We start from the raw sequence: 23,106 nt of genomic DNA, 5'->3' as shown, positions 1-23,106 counted from the left end.
TGGGCCGTCAGGTGTTGAGCTGCCAAATCGCGAAGTTCAGCGCGGCGGCGAAGGTGACCCAGGCGAGGTAGGGGAGCAGAAGGTACCCGGCACTGCGGCGTACGCGCAGGAAGGCGACCGTCGTGACGACGACCAGCGCCCAGAGGATCACGATGTCGGCGAACGCCATCCCGTAGCGCCCCGCGCCGAAGAACAGCGGGGTCCAGACTGCGTTGAGGACCAGTTGTGCCGCGTACGCCCACAGCGGTCCGGTGAAGCCGATCCGTTGCCACGCCAGCCAGCCCGCGATCGCGATCAGCACGTAGAGCAGCGTCCAGACCGGGCCGAACAGCCAGGACGGCGGGGCCCACGACGGCTGGTCGAGCCCGGCGTACTCGTCGGCGGTCCCGGAGACGCCGAGCACTCCGACGGCGGCCGTGACGGTCACCGCGGCGAGGAACGCGGCCAGCGCCCACCAACGGCGTGGTCCGTGGCGTCGGTCGACGGCCGGGGAGGCCGGGGCAGCTGTCATGGGCACGTCAATGCCCAGACGTCGGGGTCCTGAAACGAAGTTCGCCCGAAATGCGGTATCCGGCGGCTCGTGCATGCCGACTCCATCGATTGGGTATCGGCATTGTGGACTGAACCGGCCGATCGCAAAGGAGGTGAAGGCATTGAGTGAGTTGACCGCGAGATTCGACCTGCCGCTGGGCGTACGCGCACCCGGCGCGGCTCGGACGTTGGTCCGGGACATGCTGGTGGCCTGGGACCTTCCGGACACCGGCTGGCTCGACGACGCCGAATTGCTCGTCAGCGAACTCGTCAGCAATGCCGTCCGCCATGGTGGTGGCTGTATCGAGCTGAGTGTGCAGTCACACGAGCAAGGTGTCACGATCAAGGCGGCCGACGGCTCGTCCGTGGTGCCGCGGCGACGGGACCCCGGGGACGACGGCGGCTTCGGGCTGCAGATCATCGAGGCCATCTCGGAAGGGTGGGGCGTGGAAGAGTTCCAGGGCGGCAAGCGGGTCTGGGTGCGGTTGGGCGCATGCCCGCCGGCCGTGGCGTTCTGAGGGCGAGGCGTTGATGCTGACCATCACCGATCGTTGGGAGGGCCCGGTCGCGTATCTCGAGCTGGCGGGCGAACTCGATCTGTTGACCGGCGTCGACCTGCTCGCGGCGGTCGAGAAGGCGAGCGAGGCGACCGAGATCCTCGTGGACTGCCACGAGTTGCGGTTCTGCGACTCCTCCGGCATCGGCACGCTCGTCCGGGCCCGGGACGCCGCCCGCGCGGCGGGCAGTGACCTGCGGTTGATCGGCGTCACCGGACTGGTGCACCGGGTCCTGCTCGTCACCGGTGTGCTGGCCGAGCTGACCGGCGGCGAGGCGCTCAGCGAGTAGTAGCCGCCGTGATCACGTCGTCGAGGATCTCACGGGAGTTGCGCAGCTCCCCGATCAGCCGGTCGATGCGGTCGCGCTCGGCGGTCAGGTCGTCGACGAGCTGGGCGTCGGCGATCTCGGACGGCCCGCCGTCGGCGTCGCACATGCACGGCAGGAGCTGGGCGATCTTCCGGCTGTGCAGGCCGGCGGCGAACAATTCCTGGATGCGGATCACCCGGTCGACCGCCCGCTCGGGATAGTCACGCTGGCCGCCGGGCGTACGGTCGGCGATCAGCAGCCCCTGCTGCTCGTAGTAGCGCAGCGAGCGTTCGCTTACCCCGGTCCGGCGGGCCAGCTCACCGATGCGCATCCGCCGAACCTCCGCGAGAACGACTTGAACTTGACACTGATGTCAAGTCTTACCGTCCTGGCATGGCAAACGCAAACCTCTTCGACTACAGCCCGATCACCGAACGGCCGCGGATCAGCTGGCCGGATGGGAAGAAGGTCGCCTTCTACGTCGGGCTCAACATCGAGCACTTCCTCCTCGACCGGCCGTCGACCAGCATCTGGCCCGGCACCGCCGATCTCGTGCCGGACGCGCTCAACTACGGCTGGCGTGACTACGGCGTACGCGTCGGGGTGTGGCGGACGGCCGAGAGCCTGGACCGGCACGGCATCCGGGCCAGTGTGCTGCTGAACTCCGACGTCGCCCGGCACTATCCGCAGATCATCCAGGCCGGGCGTGACCGGAACTGGGCGTGGCTCGCCCACGGGCGTACCAACTCCATCCTGCAGGCGAACATGGATCCGGACGAGGAGAAGGTGTTCCTGACCGACGTCGTGGACACCATCGAGGCGGCGACCGGGCAGCGCCCGCGGGGCTGGATGGGACCGGGGCTCACCGAGACCTTCGAGACACCCCGGCTGCTCGCCGAACTGGGCCTGGACTACGTGCTGGACTGGACCAACGACGACCAGCCGTATCGGCTGAACGTGCCGGGCCTGATCAGCGTCCCTTACTCGGTAGAGCTGAACGACCTGGGGTTGTTCGGCAAGGGCACCAGTGGTCCGGAGTTCGTCCGCATTGTGCAGGACCAGTACGAGCAGTTGCTGGCCGACTCGCAGGACAGCGGCCGGGTGATGGCCCTCGCGCTGCACCCGTTCGTGACCGGGCAGCCGTTCCGGGCCAAGTACGTCGACCAGGCGCTGGCGTTCCTCGCGGCCCAGCCGGACGTCTGGCTCACCACCAGCGACGAGATCGCCTCGCACTACGTGCGGTCGGTCAGTTCCGGGTCACGTGAAAGAGGCTGACGACGCCGGGTCCGTCGGCGATCGCCCAGGGGGCCTGCTCGTCGATCCGGCCGACCGGGCCGTGGATCATGCCCGCCACGCGGGGTGTGCCACCGGTCAGGTCGAGGACGCGGGCAGGCCGCCCGTCGCTCATGAGCGCCAGCGCGACGGGCTCGTCGCCGAATCCGGGTACGCCGATGACGGTCTCGACGCCGGGCAGGTCGACGTCGGCGGTGACGGCGCGGGCCGGCGTTGGGCGTACCCGCTGATCTCCTGGCAGCGCCCGCAGCGTCGTGCCGGTGACCTCGTGGACCACCTGGCGATCGCCGAGATCGGCCGTGACCAGTGCGCGGCCGTCCGGTTCGACGGCGAGCCGATTGGCGACGCCGGCGGGCAGGCTGGCCCGGCGGCGGAAGACGGCCGAACGGACACTGACCGCGCCGTCGAGGCTGCGCCGGGTGACGCGGGTGAGCCGGGCGGGGCCGAGCCGGTCACGGACCGAGAGGAAGACCGGGACCATCGCGCGGCCCTGCGCGTCGGCGGTGACCGTGACCTCGTGCTCGCGGGAGCGGAAGGTCACCAGTTCACCGGCGTCGAGCCCGGTGAGGGTGACCAGTTGTACGCCGAGCGCGGTCAACCCGGCCGTGTACGCCGACCAGTCCTGCCGTTCGGGCAGTGCGACGGCGTCGTCGGGCTGCCACTTGTTCCACTGCGGATGCTGGTCCACCCAGGACAGCGCGGGATCGGTGTGCTCCACGATGATCGGGCAGTCGTCGATGTAGATCACCTGGGCGAAGCCGGCCATGGTGGCCGCCTCGTCGGCGCTCAGCGACGTCGGCTGGCCGAAGTCGACGCAGCGCACACCCCGCCCGGTACGCACGATCAGCCGCACCCGGTCGGCGATCGGCTCGGCCAGCGCCGAATATCCGAAATGGACTCGGAGGGTGTCGGTGTTCCGCTGGTCGACGTGGATGTGCTCGGGGACGGCCGGTCCGCCGGAGACCACCTCGAACCCGCCGTACGCGCCGATGCCGGTGAACGTGGCGTCGCCGGAGGTGCCCAGGCTGTCGGGGCTGATCGTCTGGTCGGGGGAGCCGCCCTGGGAGCAGAAGACGACCACCTGCATCGGGTTGTCGCTGGACTTGACCAGGCGTACGCGATCCCAGCTGAGCCCGGCGTGCAACAGCACCGCGCCGCCGTAGACGCGGACCGGCCCGCCGATCGTCATCCCGTCAGGGCTGGCGTACGCCGACTCGTAGGCGAGCTGCCCGTCGGCGAATCCGACCTCCGGCAGCCGCGGGCCGTCGATGGCGAACGAGTGGCCGCCGAGCGCGGTGCCGCCGACGGCGGACGGGGTGAACGCATCCATGATGGACTGTTCGATCTCACTCTCCACGATCCCCGGGATCCCGGCCGCGTGAATGTGCAGCGACCAGTCCCGCACGATGACGCGTACCTTCTGCTCCGGTGCGCCGAGCAGCGTCAGGTCGCAGAAGAAGGTGCCGTCGACGTCGGCGGTGAACGGGTCCGGCAGGACCGGCTTGCCCGCGTAGTCGAGGTCGACGTGCGGGGTCGTCCCGGCCGGCCGCCAGTGCGGGGTGACCGACGCCGAGGTCACCAGCGCCGGCGGCAGCGCGGGGAGCCGGTTCTGGACCAGCTGCTCGATCGCCCCGCCGCTGACGAACAGTCCCCAGTCCTGTCCCGGGAACAGCCGCTCGACCGCCGGCCCGGCCGGGTCGAACCGGACGGCGATCGCGGTCCCGGCCAGCACCACCGACGACGTCGTGGGCGCGGGCAGACCCAGCGCCTCGACGACGGCGCCCAGCTCGATCCGGATCTGGCCGGACAGCGCCGCCACGATCGCCGCGTGCGCGGCTCCGGCGGCGGCCGCGACGGGGCCGGCGTCGACGTCGACGACGCGCAGCAAGGCCGCGCCGCCGTCGCTGCTCAGTTCGAGGATCAGCCCGACCCGGCTGACCGGGGTACGCACTGCCGCCGGCTCGTCGTTGGGCGCGTTGAGCAGGTCGTCGCGGGAGACGACGAACACGTCGACCGGCACCCGGATGCGCACGACGGTGCCGGTGGGGTCGAACCGGACCGGCTCGTCGGCCACGTCGAGGTGGTCCACGTAGAACTCGCCGAGCGGCGGAAGGCTGGCCGTGCGGAGGCGCTCGTGCACCGATCGGGCCACGAGCACTCCGAGGATCTCGGCGCGGATGTGGAGTTCGACGGTCATCAGGCCCCCAGCGACTGTTCACTCACCCGCCCAGCGGCAGCCTGACGGTGTCGACCAGTTCACTCAACGACGACGGGAGGTCTTCGGTCTCGGGCGGGCCTGCCCCCGGCGCCCGTCAGGCGCGGGGTCGCCGGGCGGCGATGAGGAGCGCGAGTACGCCGCCGACGGCGAGGACGATGACGGCGTACTTGAGTTTGGCGGCGTCGGTGAACAAGGCCTCGCCTGCGGCGCTGTCGGGCGTCGCCGCCAGGACCTTGCCGCCGAAGTGCCCGAGGCCCTCGGTCGCGAGCAGGTAGACGCCCGACAGCGCGCCCGCCACCGGGAACCAGAACAGCGCCGGATTCTCCGCCCGCAGCCACCGGACCGAGTGCATGGCGGCGAGCAGGCCGGCCACCGCCGGTTGGAGCAGCAGGAAGCGGCTCTGACCGGTCGCGCCGCCACCGAGCATCGTCACCAGGTGAGGCTTGAGGACCGACAGGATCAGCCCGGCGAACAGGACCCAGGTCATCGCCCACAGGCTGGCGTCGAGCACGGCACCCGGCAGCATCGCGAACGCGCCCCCGAGGACGCAGGCCGCCGCCACGGTGACACTCAGCCTCAGGACCGACGCGCTGTCGCCATAGGCGAGGCGTACGCCGAACGCGGTGACGACGCCGAAGCCGGCTCCGGCGGCCAGCCCGATGAGCAGTCGCCGGACGGCGCTCGCGTGGCGGGACCCGGCCGCCGCCGCGATGGTGGCCGCCGTGACGAGCGACGGAGCTGATGACGTCCGGCATCGCCTCGACGGCCGCGCTGATCGGGCCGGGCGCCCCGGGCACTCCGTGCGTCGACGCGTACGCGGTGAAGACCGTGATGCCCAGCCATAATAGGCCGAGATAGACCTCGGTCTTCGTCGCGCTGTGGTCAGCGGGAGTGTCCAGTTCGGAGAGAGCTTCGTCGGCCACGGCGCACTATAGCGTGCGCCCGGGGTCAGGCCTGCACCTCGCTCAACGGCACCTCGCTGTCGGCGAGCACGCCGAGGTCTACGGGCTTCCGCAGGCGGATCAGCCGCTGGATGTCGTCGGTGACGTCCCAGACGTTGACGTTCATGCCGGCCAGGACACGTCCGTCGCGGGTCCAGAACGCGACGAACTCGCGGCGGTCGCGGTCGCCGCGGAACACGAGCCGGTCGGCGTCGCCGGGCGCGGCGAATCCGGCGTACTCGGCGCCGAGGTCGTACTGGTCGGTGAAGAAGAACGGCAGCCGGTCGGGTGGCACGGACAGGCCGAGCATGGCGCGGGCGGCCTCCGGCCCGCCGTCCAGGGCGTTGGCCCAGTGCTCGGTGCGGATGTGGCGGCCGAAGACCGGATGGAACGCGCAGGCGACGTCACCGGCGGCGAAGATGTCCGGATCGGAGGTGCGGTGCTGGGAGTCGACGACGACGCCGTTGCCGACGTCGAGTCCGGCCCGGACGGCGAGGTCGTCGTTCGGCCGCGCGCCCACGCCCACGATGACGACGTCGGCGGGCAGGTCGGTGCCGTCCGCGAGACCGACGCCGCGGACGCTGCCGTCGCCGTCGAACCGGTTGACCTGCGCGCCGAACCGGAACGCCACGCCGTGGTCGCGGTGCAGGTCCGCGAAGACCTGCGCGAGCTCGGGGCCGAGCACGCCGAGCAACGGCAGGCTCGCCGTCTCCACGACCGTCACGTGCGCACCGCGCGTGCGGGCCGCCGCCGCGATCTCCAGGCCGATCCAGCCCGCTCCCACGATCACCACGTGTACGCCGTCCCGCAGCGCTTCGGAGACGCGGTCGCTGTCGGCGAGCGTACGCAGATAGAGCACGCCGTCGAGGTCGGCACCGGGCACGGGCAGCCGTCGCGGCGACGAGCCGGTCGTCAGGAGCAGCTTGTCGTAGGGCAGCACCTCGCCGGCGTCGGTCGTGATCCGATGCGCGGTGCGGTCGATGTCGGCCACCGTCGTCGCCGTGCGGACCTCGACGCTGCTTTCGGCGTACCAGCTGGGTTTGTGGACGTAGACCTCCTCCCGCGGCGTCGCGCCGAGCAGGAGGCCCTTGGACAGCGGCGGCCGTTCGTAGGGCAGCTCGGATTCGGAGCCGATCAGCGTGATGTCGCCGTCGAAGCCCTCGTCGCGCAGCGTCTGGGCGGCTTTGGCGCCCGCGAGCCCGGCACCGACGATGATGTGTCGCATGTGGACGTCCTTTCAGCGGGGCTGGGTGAGCGCGAGGAATTCGGCCCGGGAGCGGGCGTCCTCGCGCAGGGTGCCCAGCAGGGTCGAGGTGACGGTGGTGGCGCCGGTGGCCTGGACGCCGCGCAGCGTCATGCACAAATGCTCGGCCTGGATGACGACGCCGACGCCCTTGGGGGAGAGCTGGTCGGACAGCCAGTCGGCGATCTGCTTGGTGAGCCGTTCCTGCACCTGCGGCCCGTGCGCGAACAGCTCGACGACGCGGGCGAGTTTGGACAGTCCGAGGATGCGTTCGCCGGGCAGGTAGCCGACGTGCGCGACGCCGACGAACGGCAGCAGATGGTGCTCGCACACCGACCGGATCGGGATGTCGCGGGCGAGGACCAGCTCGTCGTAGCCCTCGTCGTTGGGGAACGTGGTCGGCCGGAACGGGCGGGGACTGAGCAGGTCGGCGTAGGCGCGGACCATGCGAGCCGGCGTTTCCCGCATGCTCTCCGAGCCGATGTCCAGCCCGAGCGCGGTCAGGAACGCGGTGGCCGCTTGCTCGGCGGCGATCAGGTCGCGCTCGGGTACTCGCGGGCGCACGGCGGTCACTTGCATGATCACTCCCATGTTTTCGCCAACTGCAGTTGGTCTTATTCGCATCCTCCATCCGGGGCGGCATTATTTCAATAGCCGACGTTGGTGATATTCTGGTGGCGTGGCGGAACAGGTGTGGCAGTCGGTGTCGGCGCTGGCCGATCCGGTCCGGCGCGCCCTGTTCGACCACGTGCGCCGCCAGCACCGCCCGGTGACCCGGGAGGAGGCGGCTGACGCCTGCGGCGTCTCGCGCAACCTCGCCGCGTTCCACCTCGACAAACTCGCCGAGACCGGGCTTTTGCGGACGGCGTACGAGGCGCCGGCGGACCGGCCCCGAGGGCGCGGTCGCACCCCGAAGGTCTACTCGGCCGGGGAAGACCTCGAAGTCGCGATCCCACCCCGGCGCTACGAGCTGATCGCCAGCGTCCTCGCCGCCGCCGTCGCCCGGAGACCGTCCCACGCCGGAGACGCCGCCCGGGAAGAGGCGTACGCCCGCGGCCGCGCGCACAGCACGCCGGTCAACGGACTGACCGAGGCCGCCCGGGTGCTGGACGACCTCGGCTTCGAACCCGAACTCGAACCCGGCGACCCCGACCGGCTGATCCTGCGCAACTGCCCGTTCCACGCGCTGGCCGCCGAGCAGACCGAACTCGTCTGCGGACTGAACCACGCATACGTCGAAGGCGTGGTCTCCGGCGATCCGGACCTCGCCGCGCGGTTGGCGCCCCGGCCCGACGCGTGCTGCGTCGAGATCTGCCGCCGCCAGAGCTAATCCTTTCCACTCGCGTGATCATTGCGCCAGCCATGTCGTTTCAGGCGGCAAAATGCCCGTTCAAGCAGCATGGCTGGCGCAATGATCACGTTCCCGAGGGGCGGGCGCCGAGGGTGGCTCCGGCCGAGGCGGCGACCACGCACAACACGGCGATCCACTGGGACCAGTCCAGTGACTCCTGGAGCACGATGAGGCCGATCGCGGCCGCCACCGCCGGTTCCAGACTCATCAAGATGCCGAAGACGTTCGGCGGGATGCGGCGCAGCGCCTCCAGATCCAGCGTGTACGGGATCACCGACGACAGCAGCGCCACCCCGAGTCCGGCGACCAGGACACCCGGATGCAGCAGCGCCGTACCGCTGTCGGCGACGCCGACCGGCACCGCGATGCAGGCGGCGATCGCCATGCCCAGCGCCAGTCCGTTGCCTTCGGTCGTATGCCGGCCCAGTGCCGCGCCGACCAGGATGTACAGGCCCCAGAGCGCGCCGGCGGCCACGGCGAACAGCAGACCGGCGAGGTTGAGCTCGCCGCCGCCCTCCATCAGCAGGAACACCCCGCTGCCCGCGAGCGCGACCCAGACGACGTCCAGCCACCGCCGCGACCCGGCCAGGGCCACCGCCAGCGGCCCGAGGAATTCGACGGTCACCGCGATCCCGAGCGGGATGCGCGCCAGTGCCAGATAGAAGCACAGGTTCATCAGCCCGAGGACGACGCCATAGCCGAGCACGACCGTCCAGGCGCGGCGGCTCAGGCGTACCGACGGCCGCCACACCAGTACCAACACCGCGGCCGCGAAGAACAGGCGTAACGCGACGGTGCCGAAGCTGCCCACCACTGGGAACAGATGTTTGGCGACGGCCGAGCCGAGCTGGACGCTGACGATGCCGAGCAGGACCAGCACCGTCGGGGGGACCGAGCCGAAGACGCGGGTGTTCAACGACTGGGCGTGCTCGGTCGGGGCGGTGCTCACTTCTGCCACGGTTTCATGATCGACGCCTCGGCCGCAGGGGGTCACCTGCTTTTTCGCGCTGACGGCTCTGGGTGCCGACCGGCGGCGGGCGCTGCGACGTCCGCTGCCGGTCGGCCGATCCGTCAGTCGCGCCGGCTGTTCGGTGTCTACTTGATCCATGACGCAGTCGCCGACCCCGGCCGAGGTCTTCCACCGCCTGGTGCACGCGGTGTGCGACGAGCGGTGGCAGGACGCGATCGACCTGTACGCCGACCGTACGGACGTGTCGCACCCGTTCGCGGCGGATCAGTCGCCGATGCTGAGCCGGGAGGAGTTGCGGCAGCACTTCACTCCGCCGCCGGGCTGGACGTCGCCGATCCGGCGGCGGCCGGGCAACATCCGGGTGCATGAGACGACCGACCCCGAGGTCGTCGTCGCCGAGTTCGAGTACCAGGGTGAGAACATCGCCAGCGGCGAGCGCTTCGCCGTTCCGTGCGTGTTCGTCATGCGCGTACGCGACGGGCGGATCGTCGAATCGCGGGACTACATCGACCACGCCCGGTCGGCGCGAGCGCGTGGGGAAACACCCCGATAGGGCGGGTCAGCTGCGCGTACGCAGATCGTCGCGGTGCTGCCGCATCGAGCCGACGATCGCGGTCAAGAACGTCTGAACCCGCTGCAGTTCCGCGTCGGAGAACTGCGCCATGACATCCTCCGTACGCCGCGCGAGCGGACGGAAGAAGTCCCGCGCGACCTCCGCGCCGGGGGCGGCGTACCGCAGGAAGATCTTGCGGCGGTCGGCGGTGTCGCGATCCCGCCGGACGTGACCCGCGGCCTCGAGCCGGTCGATGACTCCGGTGATCGAGCCGGACGAGAAGTTGAGTTCTTCGCGCAACGTGCCGGGCGTGATCGGCTCCCCGGCCAGCTCCGCCTCCATGATCAGCAGCAGTGCGTGCAGGTCGGCCTGGCCGAGCTGGTTCCGGGCGGCGAACGCGTCGCCGATGTGCTGGGAGTGCGCCCCATACAGGTGGAGATCGCTGATGATCTCGCCGACGAGCTTGGCTCGTGGATCGTCGGCGCGCTGGAACACGCTGTCCGTCACGCGGAGCACTATAACCTCGCGAGGTGGGTATCTCTGAAGACGAGATAGTCGTCTGCAATGATGTTCGGGTGACGAGACACCTTCGAGGGAGTGGACCATGCTGCGAGTGCTGACCGGGCGGTTGTCCGCCTGGCTTGTCCTGCTGGTGGCAGTGCTGGCGGCCGGAGCCCTCGTGGGTGTCGGCGGCGAGGCGACGACGACCAACGACGCGACCGGCGGGCTGCCCGACTCGACGGAGTCGGTGCGGGTGGCGCAATTGCAGAAGCAGTTCCCGAGCGGCCAGGTCAATCCGGCCCTCGTCGTCTACGCCCGCGATGGCGGGAAGCTGACCGAGGCCGACGACCGGAAGATCGCGGCCGACTCCGCCGCGTTCGCCAAGTTCGCCGTCGGGGGACAGGTCGCGCCCCCGGTGAAGGCGGAGCAGGAAGGCGCTGTCCTGGTGGCCGTGCCCCTGCCGGCCGGCCAGCAGATCGAGGAGCTGTCCGAGACGATCCGGCAGCTACGGACGATCGCGGGCGAGGGACGGCCCGACGGGCTCACCGCGCAGGTGACCGGCGGGGCCGGGTTCACCGCCGACATCGCCGCGTCCTTCGACGGCGCGAACACCACCCTGCTGCTGGTCACCGTCGTGGTCGTGGCGGTGCTGCTGCTGATCACGTATCGCAGCCCGTGGCTGTGGCTGATCCCGTTGGCAGTGGTGGGTTCGGCCGACATGGTGACCAACGCGTTGCTGGCTCTGCTGAACCGGACGGCCGGACTGCTGCTCGACCCGTCGACGACCGGCATCGTGGACGTCATCGTCTTCGGCGCGGGCACCGACTACGCGCTGCTGCTCATCGCCCGATACCGCGAGGAACTACGCCGTCACGGCGATCGCCGGGAGGCCATGCGGCGCAGCGTACGCTCGGCCGGCCCGGCGATCGCGGCCAGCGCGGTGACGGTGATCCTCGGACTGCTGACCCTGCTTGCCGCGCCGTTGACCTTCAACCAGGCGTTGGGCGTCGCCGGGGCGGTCGGTGTCGCGGTCGCGGCCCTGTTCGGTCTGCTGGTGCTCCCCGCCGCGCTCGTGGTCTGCGGCCGTGGGCTGTTCTGGCCCTTCGTTCCCCGCGAGGGCCAGTCCGAGGAGCAGACGGGACGCGGGCTCTGGGCGCGCGCCGGTGGGTTCGTCGCCCGGCGGCCCCGGATGGTCGTCGCGCTCTCGCTGGTCTTCCTGGCCCTGCTTTCGGCGGGACTGTCGGACGTCCGGATCGGGTTGAGCCGGACCGAACAGTTCCGCGTCCAGGCGGAGTCGATCGACGCGCTCACGACGCTGGGTAAGCATTTCCCCTCCGGCGCGGCCGATCCCGTCATCGTCGTCGCCAAGGACAGCCGCCAGGACTCGGTGTTCGCGGCGATCGACGGCACCGACGGGGTGGCGAGCGTACGCCCGGCGGAGAAGGCCGCCGGTTGGGTGTCGTTCGACGTCGTCCTCGACGCCGAACCCGACTCGACGGCCAGCTACGACACGGTCAAGGCGCTGCGTACGGCGGTGCACCAGGTCGCCGACGCGGACGCGGTGGTCGGCGGAACGGTGGCGACCAATCTGGACGAACGGGAGGCGTCGTTCACCGCGTTGCGCCGGGTCGTCCCACTGGTGCTGGCGGTGGTCTTCCTGATCCTGCTGGTGCTGCTGCGGTCGCTGGTGGCGCCCGTGGTTCTCGTGCTGACCGTCGTGGCGACCTACTTCGCGGCGCTGGGCGCGGCGAACCTGCTCTTCGTCCACGTGCTCGACTACGCCGCGCTCGACAACGAGGTGCCGCTGTTGTCGTTCCTGTTCCTCGTGGCGCTGGGCGTGGACTACAACATCTTCCTCGCGACCAGGGCACGCGAGGAGGCCGTGCGGCACGGCACCCGGGCGGGAATGCTCACCTCGCTGAGCGTCACCGGCGGCGTGATCACCAGCGCCGGCATTCTGCTGGCCGCGGTCTTCGCCGTGCTGGGCGTCCTGCCGCTGGTGACGCTCACCGAACTCGGGATCATCGTCGGCATCGGCGTCCTGCTGGACACGCTGCTGGTCCGGACGCTGCTCGTCCCGGCGATCGCGATGCTGTCAGGCGAACGGTTCTGGTGGCCTGGCCGCCCGTATCGGGGCACGTCGCCGGTCATCGTCCAGCAGAAGGATCGAGCCGGCGAGCCGTCGGTGAGGTGAGGCAAGAATTCACGCTATCTTGTATTCAGCTTGTGCTGTACTGTCGTCCATGTGAGGACGCTGGACGACGCCATTCCCGTGGCCACCCGCGGACAGGTGCTGGCCCGCTTCGGGCACGCCCTGTCCGACCCCACTCGAGCGCGGCTGCTGCTGGCGCTGCGGGACGGGCCGGCGTACCCGTCGGACCTGGCCGACCTGCTGGGGGTGTCCCGGCAGAGCCTGTCCAACCATCTGGCCTGCCTGCGCGGCTGCGGGCTGGTCATCGCGGTCGCCGAGGGCCGCCGGTCGCGCTATGAGCTGTCGGACCAGCGGCTCTCGCACGCACTCGGGGACCTGCTCGGTCTGGTGCTCGCCGTCGACCCGACCGTCTGCCCGCAAGCCGACCGCGACGACTGCTGCTGATGACGTCGCTGTCGGCAACCGGTCCCATGACGGCCGCGCGGCGCGCGGCACTGGTGCGTCGCGTCCGGCTGCTGGTCGCCGCGACGATCGGCTACAACGTCGTCGAGGCGATCGTGGCGGTCACCGCCGGGACGGTCGCGTCATCGACCGCACTGATCGGGTTCGGCCTCGACTCGGTGATCGAGGTGTCGTCGGCCGCCGCGGTCGCCTGGCAGTTCTCCGCCGCCGACCACGAGCGACGCGAGAGGGTCACCCTCCGGATCATCGCGGTCTCGTTCTTCCTGCTGGCCGCGTACGTGGGGGTCGAGTCGGCGGTCTCGCTCGTCGGCGGCGAACGCGCCGAACACTCCACGATCGGGATCGTCCTGGCCGCGGTGTCGCTCGCGGTCATGCCCAGCCTGTCGTACGCACAACGCCGCGCCGGTCGTGCGCTCGGTTCGGCGACCGCCGTGGCCGATTCGAAACAGACCCTGCTGTGCACCTATCTGTCGGCTGTGCTGCTGATCGGTCTGGTGGCCAACTCGGTGCTCGGCTGGTGGTGGGCCGATCCGGCGGCCGCCCTGGTCATCGCGGGGATCGCGATCCGCGAGGGCGTTCAGACCTGGCGCGGCGACACCTGCTGCCCGCACTAAACGGCTTTCGTGTGGACGCGGCCGTGGGCGTCGGCGCAGTGCTGGGCGTCCGGTTGCCGGCCGACGGTCAGCAGATCGCCCCTGGCGTGGTCGACCTGCAACGTGGTGTGGCTGATCTGGTGCTGGTGCAACAGGTTCTCCAGCTGGCCGCGTACGGCGTGACAGTCGCGGCCGGGATCGACGAGAACGTGCGCCGACAAGGCCGGCTGGCCGGAGGTGATCGCCCAGACGTGCAGGTCGTGGACCTCGACGACGCCGGGTACGCCGACCAGCTGGTCGCCGATGGCCTCCGGCTGCAGACCGGCCGGCGCGGCCTCCAGGAGGACCCGCCCGGAGTCGCGCAACAGCCCCAGTCCGGCCTTGAGCATCAGCGCCACGACGACGAGAGTCGCGATGCCGTCGGCGCGGTCGAAACCGGTGAACACCATGATCAGGCCGGCGATCGCGGTCGCGACGAAGGCGTACAAGTCGTTGAGGATGTGCTGGAAGGCGCCCTCGACGTTGAGGCTGGTGCGGTTGGCCTTGCTGATCGCCCACGCGGCGGCGATGTTGACCGCGACGCCGGTGAGGGCGGTGACCACGACGAGCCAGCCGTGGACCTCTGGCGGGTCGAGAAGCCGGCGGACCGACTCGTAGCCCAGCCACCCGGCCAGCAGGACCAGCGACAAACCGTTGGCCTGCGCTGAGAGGATCTCGGCGCGTTTGAGCCCGTAGGTGTAGTGGCCGCGGGCCGGGCGGGCGGCGAGCCGGATCGCGATCAACGCGAGCACGATCGACGCGGCGTCGGTGAGCATGTGTGCGGCGTCGGAGATCAGCGCGAGGGACTGCGCGATGACGCCGATGACGACCTCGACCGCCATGAAGCCGCCGATCAGCGCCAAGGCCACCGACAGCCAGCGGCGATCGGCGTCGGCGGACAGGTCGTGGCTGTGGCTGTGGCCGTGTTCATCGTGGGTCGACACGATGCGGAATGGTACATGCGAACGTGAATTCAGCCAATGTTGAATATGAATGTCGTGTTCCGCGTGCCGGTTGCCCCAGATCACGCCGCGCGGGGTGAACGATCCGGTGCTCCAGGTACGCCCGGTAAGCTGCCCCCGCCCGCGACCTGATCTCGATTGCGAAAGGTGCCCGGAATGCGCGATCGCCTCGCCGGCCGGTTCCGCCGGTCACTGCTACGGATGCTGTTCGTGGTGGTGGCCACCGCTGGACTGGTGTGGCCGGCGTCGGCAGCAGAGGCGCACGAGGTGGCCGGGGCCGGCGCCACCAACTTCCGGACGACCCTGTCGGCGCTGACGCCCGGGGTCGCCGGAGTGAGCCTCTCGGTGGTGGAGAACGGATCGCGGCTCCAAGCGGTCAACACCACCGGCCAGGACCTGATCGTGCAGGGCTACACCGGTGAGCCGTACGCGAAGATCGGCCCCGGCGGCGTTTTCCTCAACGACAACTCGCCGGCGACCTACCTCAACACCGACCGGTACGCCACCACGGTGGTGCCCGCCGGAGTGGACGGCAAGGGCGCACCCCGCTGGCGCAAGGTCTCCAGCGAGCACGTGTACCGATGGCACGACCATCGCATCCACTGGATGCTCAAGACGTTGCCCGCACCGGTCGCGGCCGACCCAGCCGCCGAACACCGGGTCAGCGAGTGGAAAGTCGTGCTCGACTACGGCGGGCAGACACTAGCCGCGACCGGGACCCTGGACTGGATTCCGGGACCATCCCCGACACCGTGGCTGCTGCTGGCGCTCGCGATCGCGGCAGTGGTCGCGATCGGCGGAGTGCTGCCACGCGCCGGATACCGGCTGCTCGCCACCGGAACCGGGCTCATGCTGGCCGCCGACCTGCTGCACTCGGCCGGTGTCGCCGCCGTCGAGACCGGCAGCCTCGCCCAACGGCTCGGTGCTCTGCTCGGCGCGGACGCCACCGCCCTGGTCGTGTGGCCGTTCGGGATCCTCGCCGCCTGGCGGCTGGCCTACCGGTCCCGGTTCGCCGCCGTGATCGCCGCCTGCGTCGGCGCGCTCCTCGGCTTCTCGATGGCCCTGGACGACGCACCGGTGTGGTGGCGCTCGTCGGCTCCGACCGGACTCAGCCTCACCCTCGACCGGGCGACCGTCGCGTTCGTCATCGGCACCGCGGTCGGTCTCGTCATCGCGGTGGCCCTGTTGAGCTTGCGGTCCGCTCGCCAGCGGATCGCGGCAGCGGCGGCGGCCGCCGGTTCCACCAGCCCTGCGGGCGGCGACGGTTCCCCTGCGGCTGGCGCCCCTGACTCGGACTCCGCGAGCGGTGATGGGACCGCTGTGCCGGGCGGTCGTGACTCGAAGGCTGCGGGCGGCTTCGTTTCCGTCGCGGGGAGCGGTGTCGATCCGAGCCCGGCGGATGACGACGGCGTTCCGGAGCCGGTTGCCGTGGGCACGACGAACCGTGACGACAACGCGGAGCTGGTCGGCGCCGGGGCGTCGAGCGGCGGGTCCGGCGTACCGCGCCGGAGCGTCGCCGGGTATCTGGCGGTGGGCGGGGTCGGCGTCGTCGCGGGTACGGGGATCGGCATCAGTCTGCGTCCCGGCGAGACCCCGGTAGCGGCCTCGGCCGGTAACGCAGGTCCCGCACTGACCGACGTCGGCGCGGCCCGGGTGGCGTACCACGGCTCCCGCCAGTCCGGCATCGCCGTGCCCGCCCAACCGCAGGCCCACAGCTGGGTCGCCGCGTTCGACCTGCTGGACGGCGTCGACGCCAAGGCGTTGCAAAGTCTGCTGCGGCAGTGGTCGACGGCGGCCGCGCGGATGGCTGAGGGTCAAGGCGTCGGCCAGCCCGACGACCATGTCGTCACCGGATCCGGGCCGTGCGCGCTGACCGTCACATTCGGCTTCGGGCCGAGCCTCTTCGGCAAGGCAGGCATTCCAGAGGCGGCACGCCCGGCGGCGCTGAGCCCGTTGCCCGCGTTCACCGGCGAACGCCTCGATCCGGCCGCCAGCGACGGCGACCTCGGTGTGGTCGTCGCCGCTGACGATCCGCTGGTCGCCTTCCACGCCGGGCGAGTGTTGCGGCGTATCGCCGGACCGGTCGCCCGGCTCCGGTGGCAGCAGACCGGGTTCGCGGCCACCCCAGGCGCGACCGCACCGGGCAGCACCGGCCGCAATCTCATGGGCCAAGTCGACGGCACGAACAACCCGAAGCCGTCCGACCCCGACTTCGCCACGAAGGTCTTCGTCTCCGGCGACGACCAGCCCGCCTGGCTCCGCGAAGGCTCCTACCTGGTGGTACGCCGCATCCGGATGCTGCTCGACGACTGGGATCGGCAGACCCTCGAAGCCCAGCAGAAAGTCATCGGCCGTCGCAAGGACACCGGCGCTCCGCTGTCCGGCGGGCAGGAGACCACCCCGGCCAACTACGGCACCACCGACGCCGGCGGTTCGCCGGCGATCCCGGTCAACGCCCACATCCGCCTCGCGGCGCCGGCCTTCAACAACGGTGCGGCGATGCTGCGCCGAGGCTGGTCCTACACGTCCGGCGACGAAGCCGGGTTGCTGTTCCTGGCGTACCAGGCCGATCCTCGGCGCGGCTTCATCCCGGTCCAGCAGCGGCTGGCCGGCAACGACGCGTTGTCGAAGTTCATCCGGCACGAAGCCAGCGCCTTGTTCGCCGTCCCCGGTGGCGTACGCGACGGCGGCTACATCGGGCAGGCGCTGTTCGGCGGGGACCTGTCATGACCCGGCGGCCCATGAGCGTCTTCGTCGCAGCGCTCGCTTTGGCGAGCATGACCGGGTGTGCGGTGTGGGGGACCGAAGGCGGTCCCGGCGGGGCCGGAGCCGCGATGCCGACCGCCACCGCGACGGTCGCACCCTCGCCCGCGGTCGCCACCAAGGGATCGGACGGCGTACAGCGGGTCGAGGTCGCCATCGGTGACGACCTGCGGCTGCATCCCGACGTCGTCCGGGCCACCACCGGCACGATCGAGATCACCTTCCGCAACACCGGCGTCACCCCGCACGACATCAGCGTCGACACCGTCCCCGAGGTCGACGGCGGCAACGTGAACGGCGGGCAGACCCGGACGATCACCCTCACGGTCACGCAACCCGGCACCTATCCGATGCCGTGCGCGTACCACGTGACATCGGGCATGCAAGGCACCCTCGAGGTCAGCGCCGCGAACTGATCCTTGTGCCGGCACCCTATCGTGACTACCGTTCAGGTGGTCTCGTCCGCGCCACGTCGGATCGTCCATGGTGGAGGTATACCGGGTGCAGTACCGGCCGCAGCGTCTTGACGACCGTGACGCCTACCGTGGCCGCCGGCGAGCGCCCGCGCCGTCGCGCCGACGCTACGTGGCGGTCTCGCTGACCGCGCTGGCCGGTGCTGCGATCGCCGCCACCGCCGCGGGCGCGATTCTCCCCGATCACACGCCCGATCACCTGGGCGCCGAGGGACCGGCCTGGCCTACTCACGCCGAAAGCGAGCGTACGCGGGCCGCCGATCAGACGGGCCGCCAGAACCGTTCCAGCGGGACGCAGACTGTCGCCGAGTCCGCCTCCTGGGTGCTGCCGATGCGCGACTACGAACTGGGCGACGCCGGTGGCAACGGGGCGGATCTCGTCATCGCCGAAGGCACCCCCTTTTCCGCGGTCCACTCAGGCACCGTCCTGGTCGCCGAATGGCGGGGTGGCTACGGCAAAATGGTCATGATCGATCATGGTGACGGCGTCGTCATCCTCTACGGCCACGCCTCGGAACTCCTGGTGAAGCCGGGCGACAAGGTCGCCGCCGGTCAGACCATCGGCTTGGTCGGCAACACCGGCCGTTCCGCCGGACCACACCTGCACCTGGAGGTCCACGTCGACGGCCAGGCGGTCACGACGGTGGACTGGTTCAAGGACCGGGGCGTCGACCTTCAGCTGCAGATCCAGCTCTGATCAGCCGACGGGCGGGCGGGAACGGTCCGTCAACCTGGCCCGCGCGGTGGCGTACGCGGTGTCGTCGATCTCCCCGTGGGCGTACCGGCGGTCAAGGATCTCCAGCGGAGTCTCCCGGTGTGGCCCGTTCTGCGGGAGCGACCGAACGACAGCCCAGACGCCGAGGGCGATCAATGCGGTCCACAGCAGCGGCATCAGCATCATCCACCAGCCGCCGAATCCGTATCCGTACATCATGGCGGGCCTCCCAGCCTGCGATCTACTTCCAGAATCGGTCGGCCGCCCTCGCTCGCCTAGGGCCGAAAGACCCGCTCATCAGGCCTTCGTATGAACTCTGCCGCACGGTTCGTCAAGGGGCACTTAGTTTCCTCTTGGGCGACGGAGTGATGCGCGTCAAGCGCACTTGAACGTGTTCAACTTTTGGTTCTAGGCTCGGCTCGTGACCGTTCTGGTGAACGTCGTCGTGGCTTTCGGCGTACTCGCTGTGTTGCCTTTGGGCCTGGGTTTGATCGAGGCGCCGGGCCTCGCGGTGGTGCGCCGCTTCTGGCTGGTGGGCGCAGCGCCGGGCGCAGTGGCGGTCTGGCTGCCGCGCGGCGGCATGGCCGTGGGTCCGGCGGTCGCGTACCTCGCGGTGACCGGCTTGCTCGCGCTGACCGCGGTACGCCGTTTCGCTCGTGATCGGCGGCTTGCTCCGGTGGACGTGGCCGCGCTGACTGCGCTCGTGACGCCACTGGCCGGGGCGATCGCGCTGGTCGCCGAGCGGGGTGGCGTCGAGCTTTTCGGGTTCGGCTTGGCGATCCTGGCGCTCACCGTGCCGCACCTGCATTTCGCCGGGTTCGCCGCGGCGCTCGTCGCCGGGCTGACCAGCCGGGCCGCTGGGATGATGTGGCTGTCGACTGGGGCGGCGCTGGCGGTCCCCGTCGGCACGCTGCTCGTGCTGGCCGGATACTTCGTGAGCGACGGCGCTGAACTGGCGGGCGCGATCGTACTCACCGGCGGGCTGTGGGCGACGGGCTGGCTGTTGTGGCGATCAGGGGTGGCCCGGGTCGCGGCGGTCACCTTGGCGGTGACGATGGTGCTCGCGCTGAACTGGGCGGCGGGGGAGGCCTTCGGCCTGCCTCACCTGTCGATCCAGTGGATGGCGGCCACTCACGGGTTGGCCAACGGCGTCGGCTTCGCGCTCTGCGCGGTGCTCGCCTACCGGATGCGAAAGGTCCGTCCACTGTGATGCTCACCTATGACGAGGTCGGTGGTTCGCTCCAGACGGTGCTCCCGCCGGGCTATAACCACCTTCGCGTACGCGTGCCGGTCGGGTCGCCGGAGGTGTTCGCGGCGGCGGCGTCCGCAGTGCTCAGTTGGCGGATGCACCGCCGGGCCGGGCTGTTCGTCGACGCCGAACCGGCTCGGCCGGGATTGCGGGTCACCGGGCGGTTGGGGCATCCGAGGTTCGGGATGCCAGTGGTCTGCGAGGTCGTCGCGGTCGTCGACGAGCCCGGTCGCGCCGGATTCGCGTACGGGACGGTGACGGGGCATCCCGAATGCGGCGAGGAGGCGTTCCTCGTGGTCGTCGAGGACGAGCGGACGTGGTTCGAGGTCACGGCGTTCAGCCGCCCGGCGGCCTGGTACGCCCGGGCGGTGAGCCCGGTCGTCCCGTTGCTTCAGCGGGCGTACGCCCACCGGCTGGGCCGGGTCTTGCGTCACCTCGTGTAGGGGGTCGGCGTGATGGCGCGTAGGGAAAGCCCCGATTCCTCGGCGGGACCGGAAATCTAGCGTCGAAGGCGTGACCCGCCTTTTCGCGCTCGAACGCTACGACACCTCCGGTGGCCTGGCCTTGCCCGTGCTGCCGGAGCTGCCGGACGGCGCGGAGGTCAGGTTGGTCGCGGCGGTGCATCTGCCGGCCGACGACGTCCTGCTCGCCCTGGTGGAGGGGCCGGACGCGGACACCGTGGCCGGTGCGGCCAACGCGGCCGGGTGGCGGGTGGATCGGTTGTGTCCAGCCGTCTGGGCGAAGGACCCGACGGCTCGTCTGCAGCCCGGGCTGGAGTCCGGGCTCTCTCCGGAGGGAATCTGATGAGGATCGGACGTGTCCTGACACCCGTGCTGCTCGCGGCGGTGCTGGCGTTGTCGGCCTGCGGGGCCGGTTCGGCCGGTGACGGCACTGGTGAAGGCACCGAACTCGGCGACCTGACCAGCGCCAACACCGAGACGCCCGGTTGCCCGTTCACCGCGAAGCAGGTCAGCGAGATCATCGGCCAGCCGATGACCGATCAGGGCACCTGCTCGTTCGGCGACGGCAAGGGTGTCGCCGGGCTGACCGTCACGACCGCTTCGGAACTGGCGGGCGGCATGACTTTCGACTATCAGCGGGACCAGGCCGGTAAGACCTACGCGAAGGTCGTCGACCTCGATCACGGCGACCGTGGCTATCTGGCCGTCAAGGACATCCAGGCCGAGGCGGTCGTGGTCAGTTCGAAGGGCAGCTACACGCTCATCATGAGCAGCTTCTCCTTCGACGAGGCCAAGTACGACAGCGTCCTGCGCAAGCTGCTCGACGTGGTGTTCGGCTGATGCGACGGCTGGCCCTTCTTCCGCTGCTGCTGGGCTTCGCCCTCGCCGGGTGTGGCAGCGACGACGCCCCCGATCCGGCGCCGATCGTGTCGACCGTCGGCTCGGCGCCCAGCCCGGAGGTCACCCAAGAGACGGCAGCGCTGCCCGACCCGTGCAAGCTGCTGCCGAAGGCCGACGCTGAGAAGCTGGCGCGTACGCCGCTGGACGCTGCGGTGGCCAGCGAAGGGTCGTGCACCTACACGGGTCCGGTGACCGGGCCGACCGCCCAGGTCGAGATCTACGTCGGTGACGGCGCGAAGAAGATGCTCGACATCGATCGGGATCTACAGCACGCGTTCACTCCGGTGGCCGGAGCCGGCGACGAGGCGTACCTGGAGGACGGGGCGGTGTTCTTCCGCAAGGGAGAGCTCTGGGTCGCGATCCGGTTGGTGCTGCTGAACGATCCGGCGGCCAATCGCGTACCACTGGAGACCGCAGCGCGGACCGTGGCCGGACGGCTCTGAGATGCGCCGGATGCTTGCCGCGTGGATGGCGGTCGTCGCGGTCGTCGTCGCCGCCTGTGGCTCCACCTCGGATGAACCGCCGCCCGACGACGCGCGGCTGCGGTTCGGGCAGGCGGTCGCCGATCACCCGGCGGCGCGTTTGCAGCCGGACGTGGTGGTCGTCGGCGGGGGCGGCGACGCCATCCGGTCGGTGACCGCCGACGGGCTCACCTGGCGGATCGACGCGGATGCGCGCCACGCGCGGGACCTCGCGCCCGGCAAGGTCATGTTCGTGACCGACCGGGCGGTGGGCCGGGTGCTCGACCTCGCCGAGGAGGGCGGCGACCTGCTCGTCACCGTCGGTCCGGTGGACCTCACCGAGGTCATCCGGGATGGGACGTTCGAGCAGGACGGCATCTCCCTCGGCGATCCGCTGATCTACCTGGCCGGGCAACCGCTGTGGGCGCAGGACACCGGACGACCGCCGGGCCGAGCGGGCAAGAGTGTGCCGCTGCGGCGCAGGGACGATCGGCCGGCCCAGCCCGCTCCCGTACGCGGCGGCACGGCGACGACGCAGGCGCTGGGGTACACGGTGTACACCAGTTGCTGCACCGACGGCGTCGGAGCGCACTTCACCTACGACGACGGCGGCGTACGCCTGGCGGGGACGGTGACGCTGACGTTCCGCAAGCCGGATGCGAGCTTCCACCTGGCCATCGGGGCCGGCAAGGTGACCCGGGCCGAGCTTCAGGTCAGTGGCGGTTTCGGGATCAAGGTCGCCTTCGAGGGCGGCATTCAGGACGGCCACAACCACCGCAAACAGTTCCCGATCGACGCCGACTTGTCCTTCCCGATCGGGCAGATCGCCGGAATCCCGTTGTCGTTCACGGTCAGCCAGACCCTGACCGTCGAGACGGCGTTCGGCGCGAAATTGGGCACCGTCAAGGGATCGGGCGAGTTCGCGCTCGCGGGGTCGATCGGCTTCGGCTACCGGGACGGCTCGTTCGGCCCGAAAGTGACCGACCAGTTCCAGCGCAAGTCGAGCCTGCTCAACTCGTTGTCCGGGGTGCCGGTCGGCGTCATGGGGCTGGTCATCCGGCACGGCGTACGGTTCACCGTCGGCATCAGCGCCCTGGTGTTCAAGGCCGGCGTCTACGCCGAACTGACGACGTCCTACGGCACCACGCTCGGGTCGGCGCTCGGGGCGGCGTACGCGCAATGCCGAGGGGTCGCGATCGGCGTCCAGGCCGCTTTCGGCATCGGGTACTCGATCCTGGAACCGGTCGTGAAGGTGATCAACAAGTTCTTGAGCCTGCTGACGCCGATCACTCGCAAGCCGATTCCGCCGATCAAGGCCGACAGCGGATTGCGCTGGCCGCACACCGTCTACACGAACGAGGAGGTCATCCCGGACGTCCAGGTCTGCGGCCATCCGCCGAAGTGAGCCGCC

28 protein-coding genes are annotated in these 23,106 nt (G+C 70.4%); 18 read left to right on the top strand and 10 right to left on the bottom strand.

Translation table 11 applies throughout. From position 1 onward, the window contains the following. Positions 1-7: 7 nt before the first annotated feature. Complete coding sequence (locus AB0H43_RS04480) at positions 8-511, bottom strand: TspO/MBR family protein (RefSeq protein ID WP_359996375.1); 504 nt, start codon at positions 509-511, stop codon at positions 8-10. A 142-nt stretch (positions 512-653) separates the two neighbouring features. Here AB0H43_RS04480 and AB0H43_RS04475 point away from each other — a divergent pair, with 142 nt between their 5' ends. After that, positions 654-1,049 carry an ATP-binding protein gene (locus AB0H43_RS04475; RefSeq protein ID WP_359996373.1) on the top strand — a complete coding sequence of 132 codons (396 nt, stop codon included), beginning with the start codon at positions 654-656 and terminating at the stop codon, positions 1,047-1,049. Positions 1,050-1,062: 13 nt separating this feature from the next. Then, entirely contained in the window at positions 1,063-1,377 is a 315-nt protein-coding gene (locus AB0H43_RS04470; protein WP_359996370.1) for an STAS domain-containing protein, read from the top strand. On the opposite strand, the gene AB0H43_RS04465 is transcribed toward AB0H43_RS04470, so the two are convergent. Beyond that, on the bottom strand, positions 1,367-1,726 hold the full coding sequence (locus AB0H43_RS04465; RefSeq protein WP_359996367.1) for a MerR family transcriptional regulator: 360 nt from the start codon (positions 1,724-1,726) through the stop codon (positions 1,367-1,369). The genes AB0H43_RS04470 and AB0H43_RS04465 overlap by 11 nt on opposite strands. Before the next feature lie 62 nt (positions 1,727-1,788). On the opposite strand from AB0H43_RS04465, the gene AB0H43_RS04460 reads away from it, so the two are divergent. Beyond that, positions 1,789-2,670 carry a polysaccharide deacetylase family protein gene (locus AB0H43_RS04460; protein WP_359996364.1) on the top strand — a complete coding sequence of 294 codons (882 nt, stop codon included), beginning with the start codon at positions 1,789-1,791 and terminating at the stop codon, positions 2,668-2,670. On the opposite strand, the gene AB0H43_RS04455 is transcribed toward AB0H43_RS04460, so the two are convergent. Together AB0H43_RS04455 and AB0H43_RS04450 are read right to left on the bottom strand one after the other, a co-directional pair. Next, positions 2,642-4,885: a hypothetical protein gene (locus AB0H43_RS04455; RefSeq protein ID WP_359996361.1), complete on the bottom strand. Its 2,244-nt coding sequence runs from the start codon at positions 4,883-4,885 to the stop codon at positions 2,642-2,644. The genes AB0H43_RS04460 and AB0H43_RS04455 overlap by 29 nt on opposite strands. 115 nt (positions 4,886-5,000) lie before the next feature. Beyond that, positions 5,001-5,468, bottom strand: coding sequence for a hypothetical protein (locus AB0H43_RS04450; RefSeq protein WP_359996358.1), 468 nt, complete (start codon positions 5,466-5,468; stop codon positions 5,001-5,003). A gap of 61 nt (positions 5,469-5,529) precedes the next feature. On the opposite strand from AB0H43_RS04450, the gene AB0H43_RS04445 reads away from it, so the two are divergent. Further along, a complete protein-coding gene (locus AB0H43_RS04445) occupies positions 5,530-5,751 on the top strand; it encodes a hypothetical protein (protein WP_359996355.1) in 222 nt (73 codons plus the stop codon). Between the two features lie 103 nt (positions 5,752-5,854). Here AB0H43_RS04445 and AB0H43_RS04440 read toward each other — a convergent pair whose 3' ends face one another. Continuing rightward, positions 5,855-7,072, bottom strand: coding sequence for an FAD-dependent oxidoreductase (locus AB0H43_RS04440; RefSeq protein WP_359996352.1), 1,218 nt, complete (start codon positions 7,070-7,072; stop codon positions 5,855-5,857). A 12-nt stretch (positions 7,073-7,084) separates the two neighbouring features. Beyond that, positions 7,085-7,669, bottom strand: coding sequence for a GTP cyclohydrolase I FolE (folE, locus tag AB0H43_RS04435; RefSeq protein ID WP_359996349.1), 585 nt, complete (start codon positions 7,667-7,669; stop codon positions 7,085-7,087). A 100-nt stretch (positions 7,670-7,769) separates the two neighbouring features. Here folE and AB0H43_RS04430 point away from each other — a divergent pair, with 100 nt between their 5' ends. Further along, the gene (locus AB0H43_RS04430; protein WP_359996347.1) at positions 7,770-8,420 is read left to right on the top strand and encodes a helix-turn-helix domain-containing protein; all 651 of its coding nucleotides are present in this window, start codon (positions 7,770-7,772) and stop codon (positions 8,418-8,420) included. Between the two features lie 85 nt (positions 8,421-8,505). On the opposite strand, the gene AB0H43_RS04425 is transcribed toward AB0H43_RS04430, so the two are convergent. Continuing rightward, on the bottom strand, positions 8,506-9,399 hold the full coding sequence (locus tag AB0H43_RS04425; protein ID WP_359996344.1) for a DMT family transporter: 894 nt from the start codon (positions 9,397-9,399) through the stop codon (positions 8,506-8,508). Between the two features lie 148 nt (positions 9,400-9,547). On the opposite strand from AB0H43_RS04425, the gene AB0H43_RS04420 reads away from it, so the two are divergent. Continuing rightward, positions 9,548-9,964 carry a nuclear transport factor 2 family protein gene (locus AB0H43_RS04420; protein WP_359996342.1) on the top strand — a complete coding sequence of 139 codons (417 nt, stop codon included), beginning with the start codon at positions 9,548-9,550 and terminating at the stop codon, positions 9,962-9,964. A gap of 6 nt (positions 9,965-9,970) precedes the next feature. Here the strand turns inward: AB0H43_RS04420 and AB0H43_RS04415 are convergent, their stop codons facing one another. Further along, complete coding sequence (locus tag AB0H43_RS04415; RefSeq protein ID WP_359997404.1) at positions 9,971-10,459, bottom strand: MarR family transcriptional regulator; 489 nt, start codon at positions 10,457-10,459, stop codon at positions 9,971-9,973. A gap of 109 nt (positions 10,460-10,568) precedes the next feature. On the opposite strand from AB0H43_RS04415, the gene AB0H43_RS04410 reads away from it, so the two are divergent. From AB0H43_RS04410 to AB0H43_RS04400, 3 genes are all read left to right on the top strand, one after another. After that, on the top strand, positions 10,569-12,659 hold the full coding sequence (locus tag AB0H43_RS04410) for an MMPL family transporter (RefSeq protein WP_359996339.1): 2,091 nt from the start codon (positions 10,569-10,571) through the stop codon (positions 12,657-12,659). A gap of 72 nt (positions 12,660-12,731) precedes the next feature. Next, positions 12,732-13,061 carry a metalloregulator ArsR/SmtB family transcription factor gene (locus AB0H43_RS04405; protein WP_359997401.1) on the top strand — a complete coding sequence of 110 codons (330 nt, stop codon included), beginning with the start codon at positions 12,732-12,734 and terminating at the stop codon, positions 13,059-13,061. 26 nt (positions 13,062-13,087) lie between these two features. Further along, positions 13,088-13,693: a cation transporter gene (locus tag AB0H43_RS04400; RefSeq protein ID WP_359996336.1), complete on the top strand. Its 606-nt coding sequence runs from the start codon at positions 13,088-13,090 to the stop codon at positions 13,691-13,693. On the opposite strand, the gene AB0H43_RS04395 is transcribed toward AB0H43_RS04400, so the two are convergent. Then, on the bottom strand, positions 13,690-14,655 hold the full coding sequence (locus AB0H43_RS04395) for a cation diffusion facilitator family transporter (protein ID WP_359996333.1): 966 nt from the start codon (positions 14,653-14,655) through the stop codon (positions 13,690-13,692). The genes AB0H43_RS04400 and AB0H43_RS04395 overlap by 4 nt on opposite strands. A 174-nt stretch (positions 14,656-14,829) precedes the next feature. Between AB0H43_RS04395 and AB0H43_RS04390 the strand changes: the two genes are divergently transcribed. From AB0H43_RS04390 to AB0H43_RS04380, 3 genes are all read left to right on the top strand, one after another. Continuing rightward, positions 14,830-17,403: a Dyp-type peroxidase gene (locus AB0H43_RS04390; protein ID WP_359996331.1), complete on the top strand. Its 2,574-nt coding sequence runs from the start codon at positions 14,830-14,832 to the stop codon at positions 17,401-17,403. Continuing rightward, positions 17,400-17,852: a cupredoxin domain-containing protein gene (locus AB0H43_RS04385; protein WP_359996328.1), complete on the top strand. Its 453-nt coding sequence runs from the start codon at positions 17,400-17,402 to the stop codon at positions 17,850-17,852. Before AB0H43_RS04390 ends, AB0H43_RS04385 begins: the two co-directional genes overlap by 4 nt. Positions 17,853-17,919: 67 nt before the next feature. Continuing rightward, positions 17,920-18,606 carry a M23 family metallopeptidase gene (locus AB0H43_RS04380; protein WP_359996325.1) on the top strand — a complete coding sequence of 229 codons (687 nt, stop codon included), beginning with the start codon at positions 17,920-17,922 and terminating at the stop codon, positions 18,604-18,606. Here the strand turns inward: AB0H43_RS04380 and AB0H43_RS04375 are convergent, their stop codons facing one another. Then, on the bottom strand, positions 18,607-18,843 hold the full coding sequence (locus AB0H43_RS04375; protein ID WP_359996322.1) for an SHOCT domain-containing protein: 237 nt from the start codon (positions 18,841-18,843) through the stop codon (positions 18,607-18,609). A 202-nt stretch (positions 18,844-19,045) separates the two neighbouring features. Here AB0H43_RS04375 and AB0H43_RS04370 point away from each other — a divergent pair, with 202 nt between their 5' ends. The 6 genes from AB0H43_RS04370 (at position 19,046) to AB0H43_RS04345 (ending at position 23,100) form a co-directional block, all read left to right on the top strand. After that, complete coding sequence (locus AB0H43_RS04370) at positions 19,046-19,834, top strand: YndJ family protein (protein WP_359996319.1); 789 nt, start codon at positions 19,046-19,048, stop codon at positions 19,832-19,834. Then, on the top strand, positions 19,834-20,316 hold the full coding sequence (locus AB0H43_RS04365; protein ID WP_359997398.1) for a DUF1990 domain-containing protein: 483 nt from the start codon (positions 19,834-19,836) through the stop codon (positions 20,314-20,316). Before AB0H43_RS04370 ends, AB0H43_RS04365 begins: the two co-directional genes overlap by 1 nt. Positions 20,317-20,386: 70 nt before the next feature. Continuing rightward, positions 20,387-20,677, top strand: a complete 291-nt coding sequence (locus AB0H43_RS04360) for a hypothetical protein (RefSeq protein WP_359996316.1) — start codon at positions 20,387-20,389, stop codon at positions 20,675-20,677. Further along, a complete protein-coding gene (locus AB0H43_RS04355; protein ID WP_359996314.1) occupies positions 20,677-21,174 on the top strand; it encodes a hypothetical protein in 498 nt (165 codons plus the stop codon). The genes AB0H43_RS04360 and AB0H43_RS04355 overlap by 1 nt, the downstream gene beginning before the upstream one ends. Then, entirely contained in the window at positions 21,174-21,677 is a 504-nt protein-coding gene (locus tag AB0H43_RS04350; RefSeq protein ID WP_359996311.1) for a hypothetical protein, read from the top strand. The genes AB0H43_RS04355 and AB0H43_RS04350 overlap by 1 nt, the downstream gene beginning before the upstream one ends. 10 nt (positions 21,678-21,687) lie before the next feature. Beyond that, entirely contained in the window at positions 21,688-23,100 is a 1,413-nt protein-coding gene (locus AB0H43_RS04345) for a hypothetical protein (RefSeq protein WP_359996308.1), read from the top strand. Positions 23,101-23,106: the final 6 nt, after the last annotated feature.

The organism is Hamadaea sp. NPDC050747 (assembly GCF_040654195.1).
GTDB lineage: Bacteria > Actinomycetota > Actinomycetes > Mycobacteriales > Micromonosporaceae > Hamadaea.
Note: the sequence above shows the minus strand (reverse complement) of the source record. Positions and strands in the feature narration are given on the sequence as shown.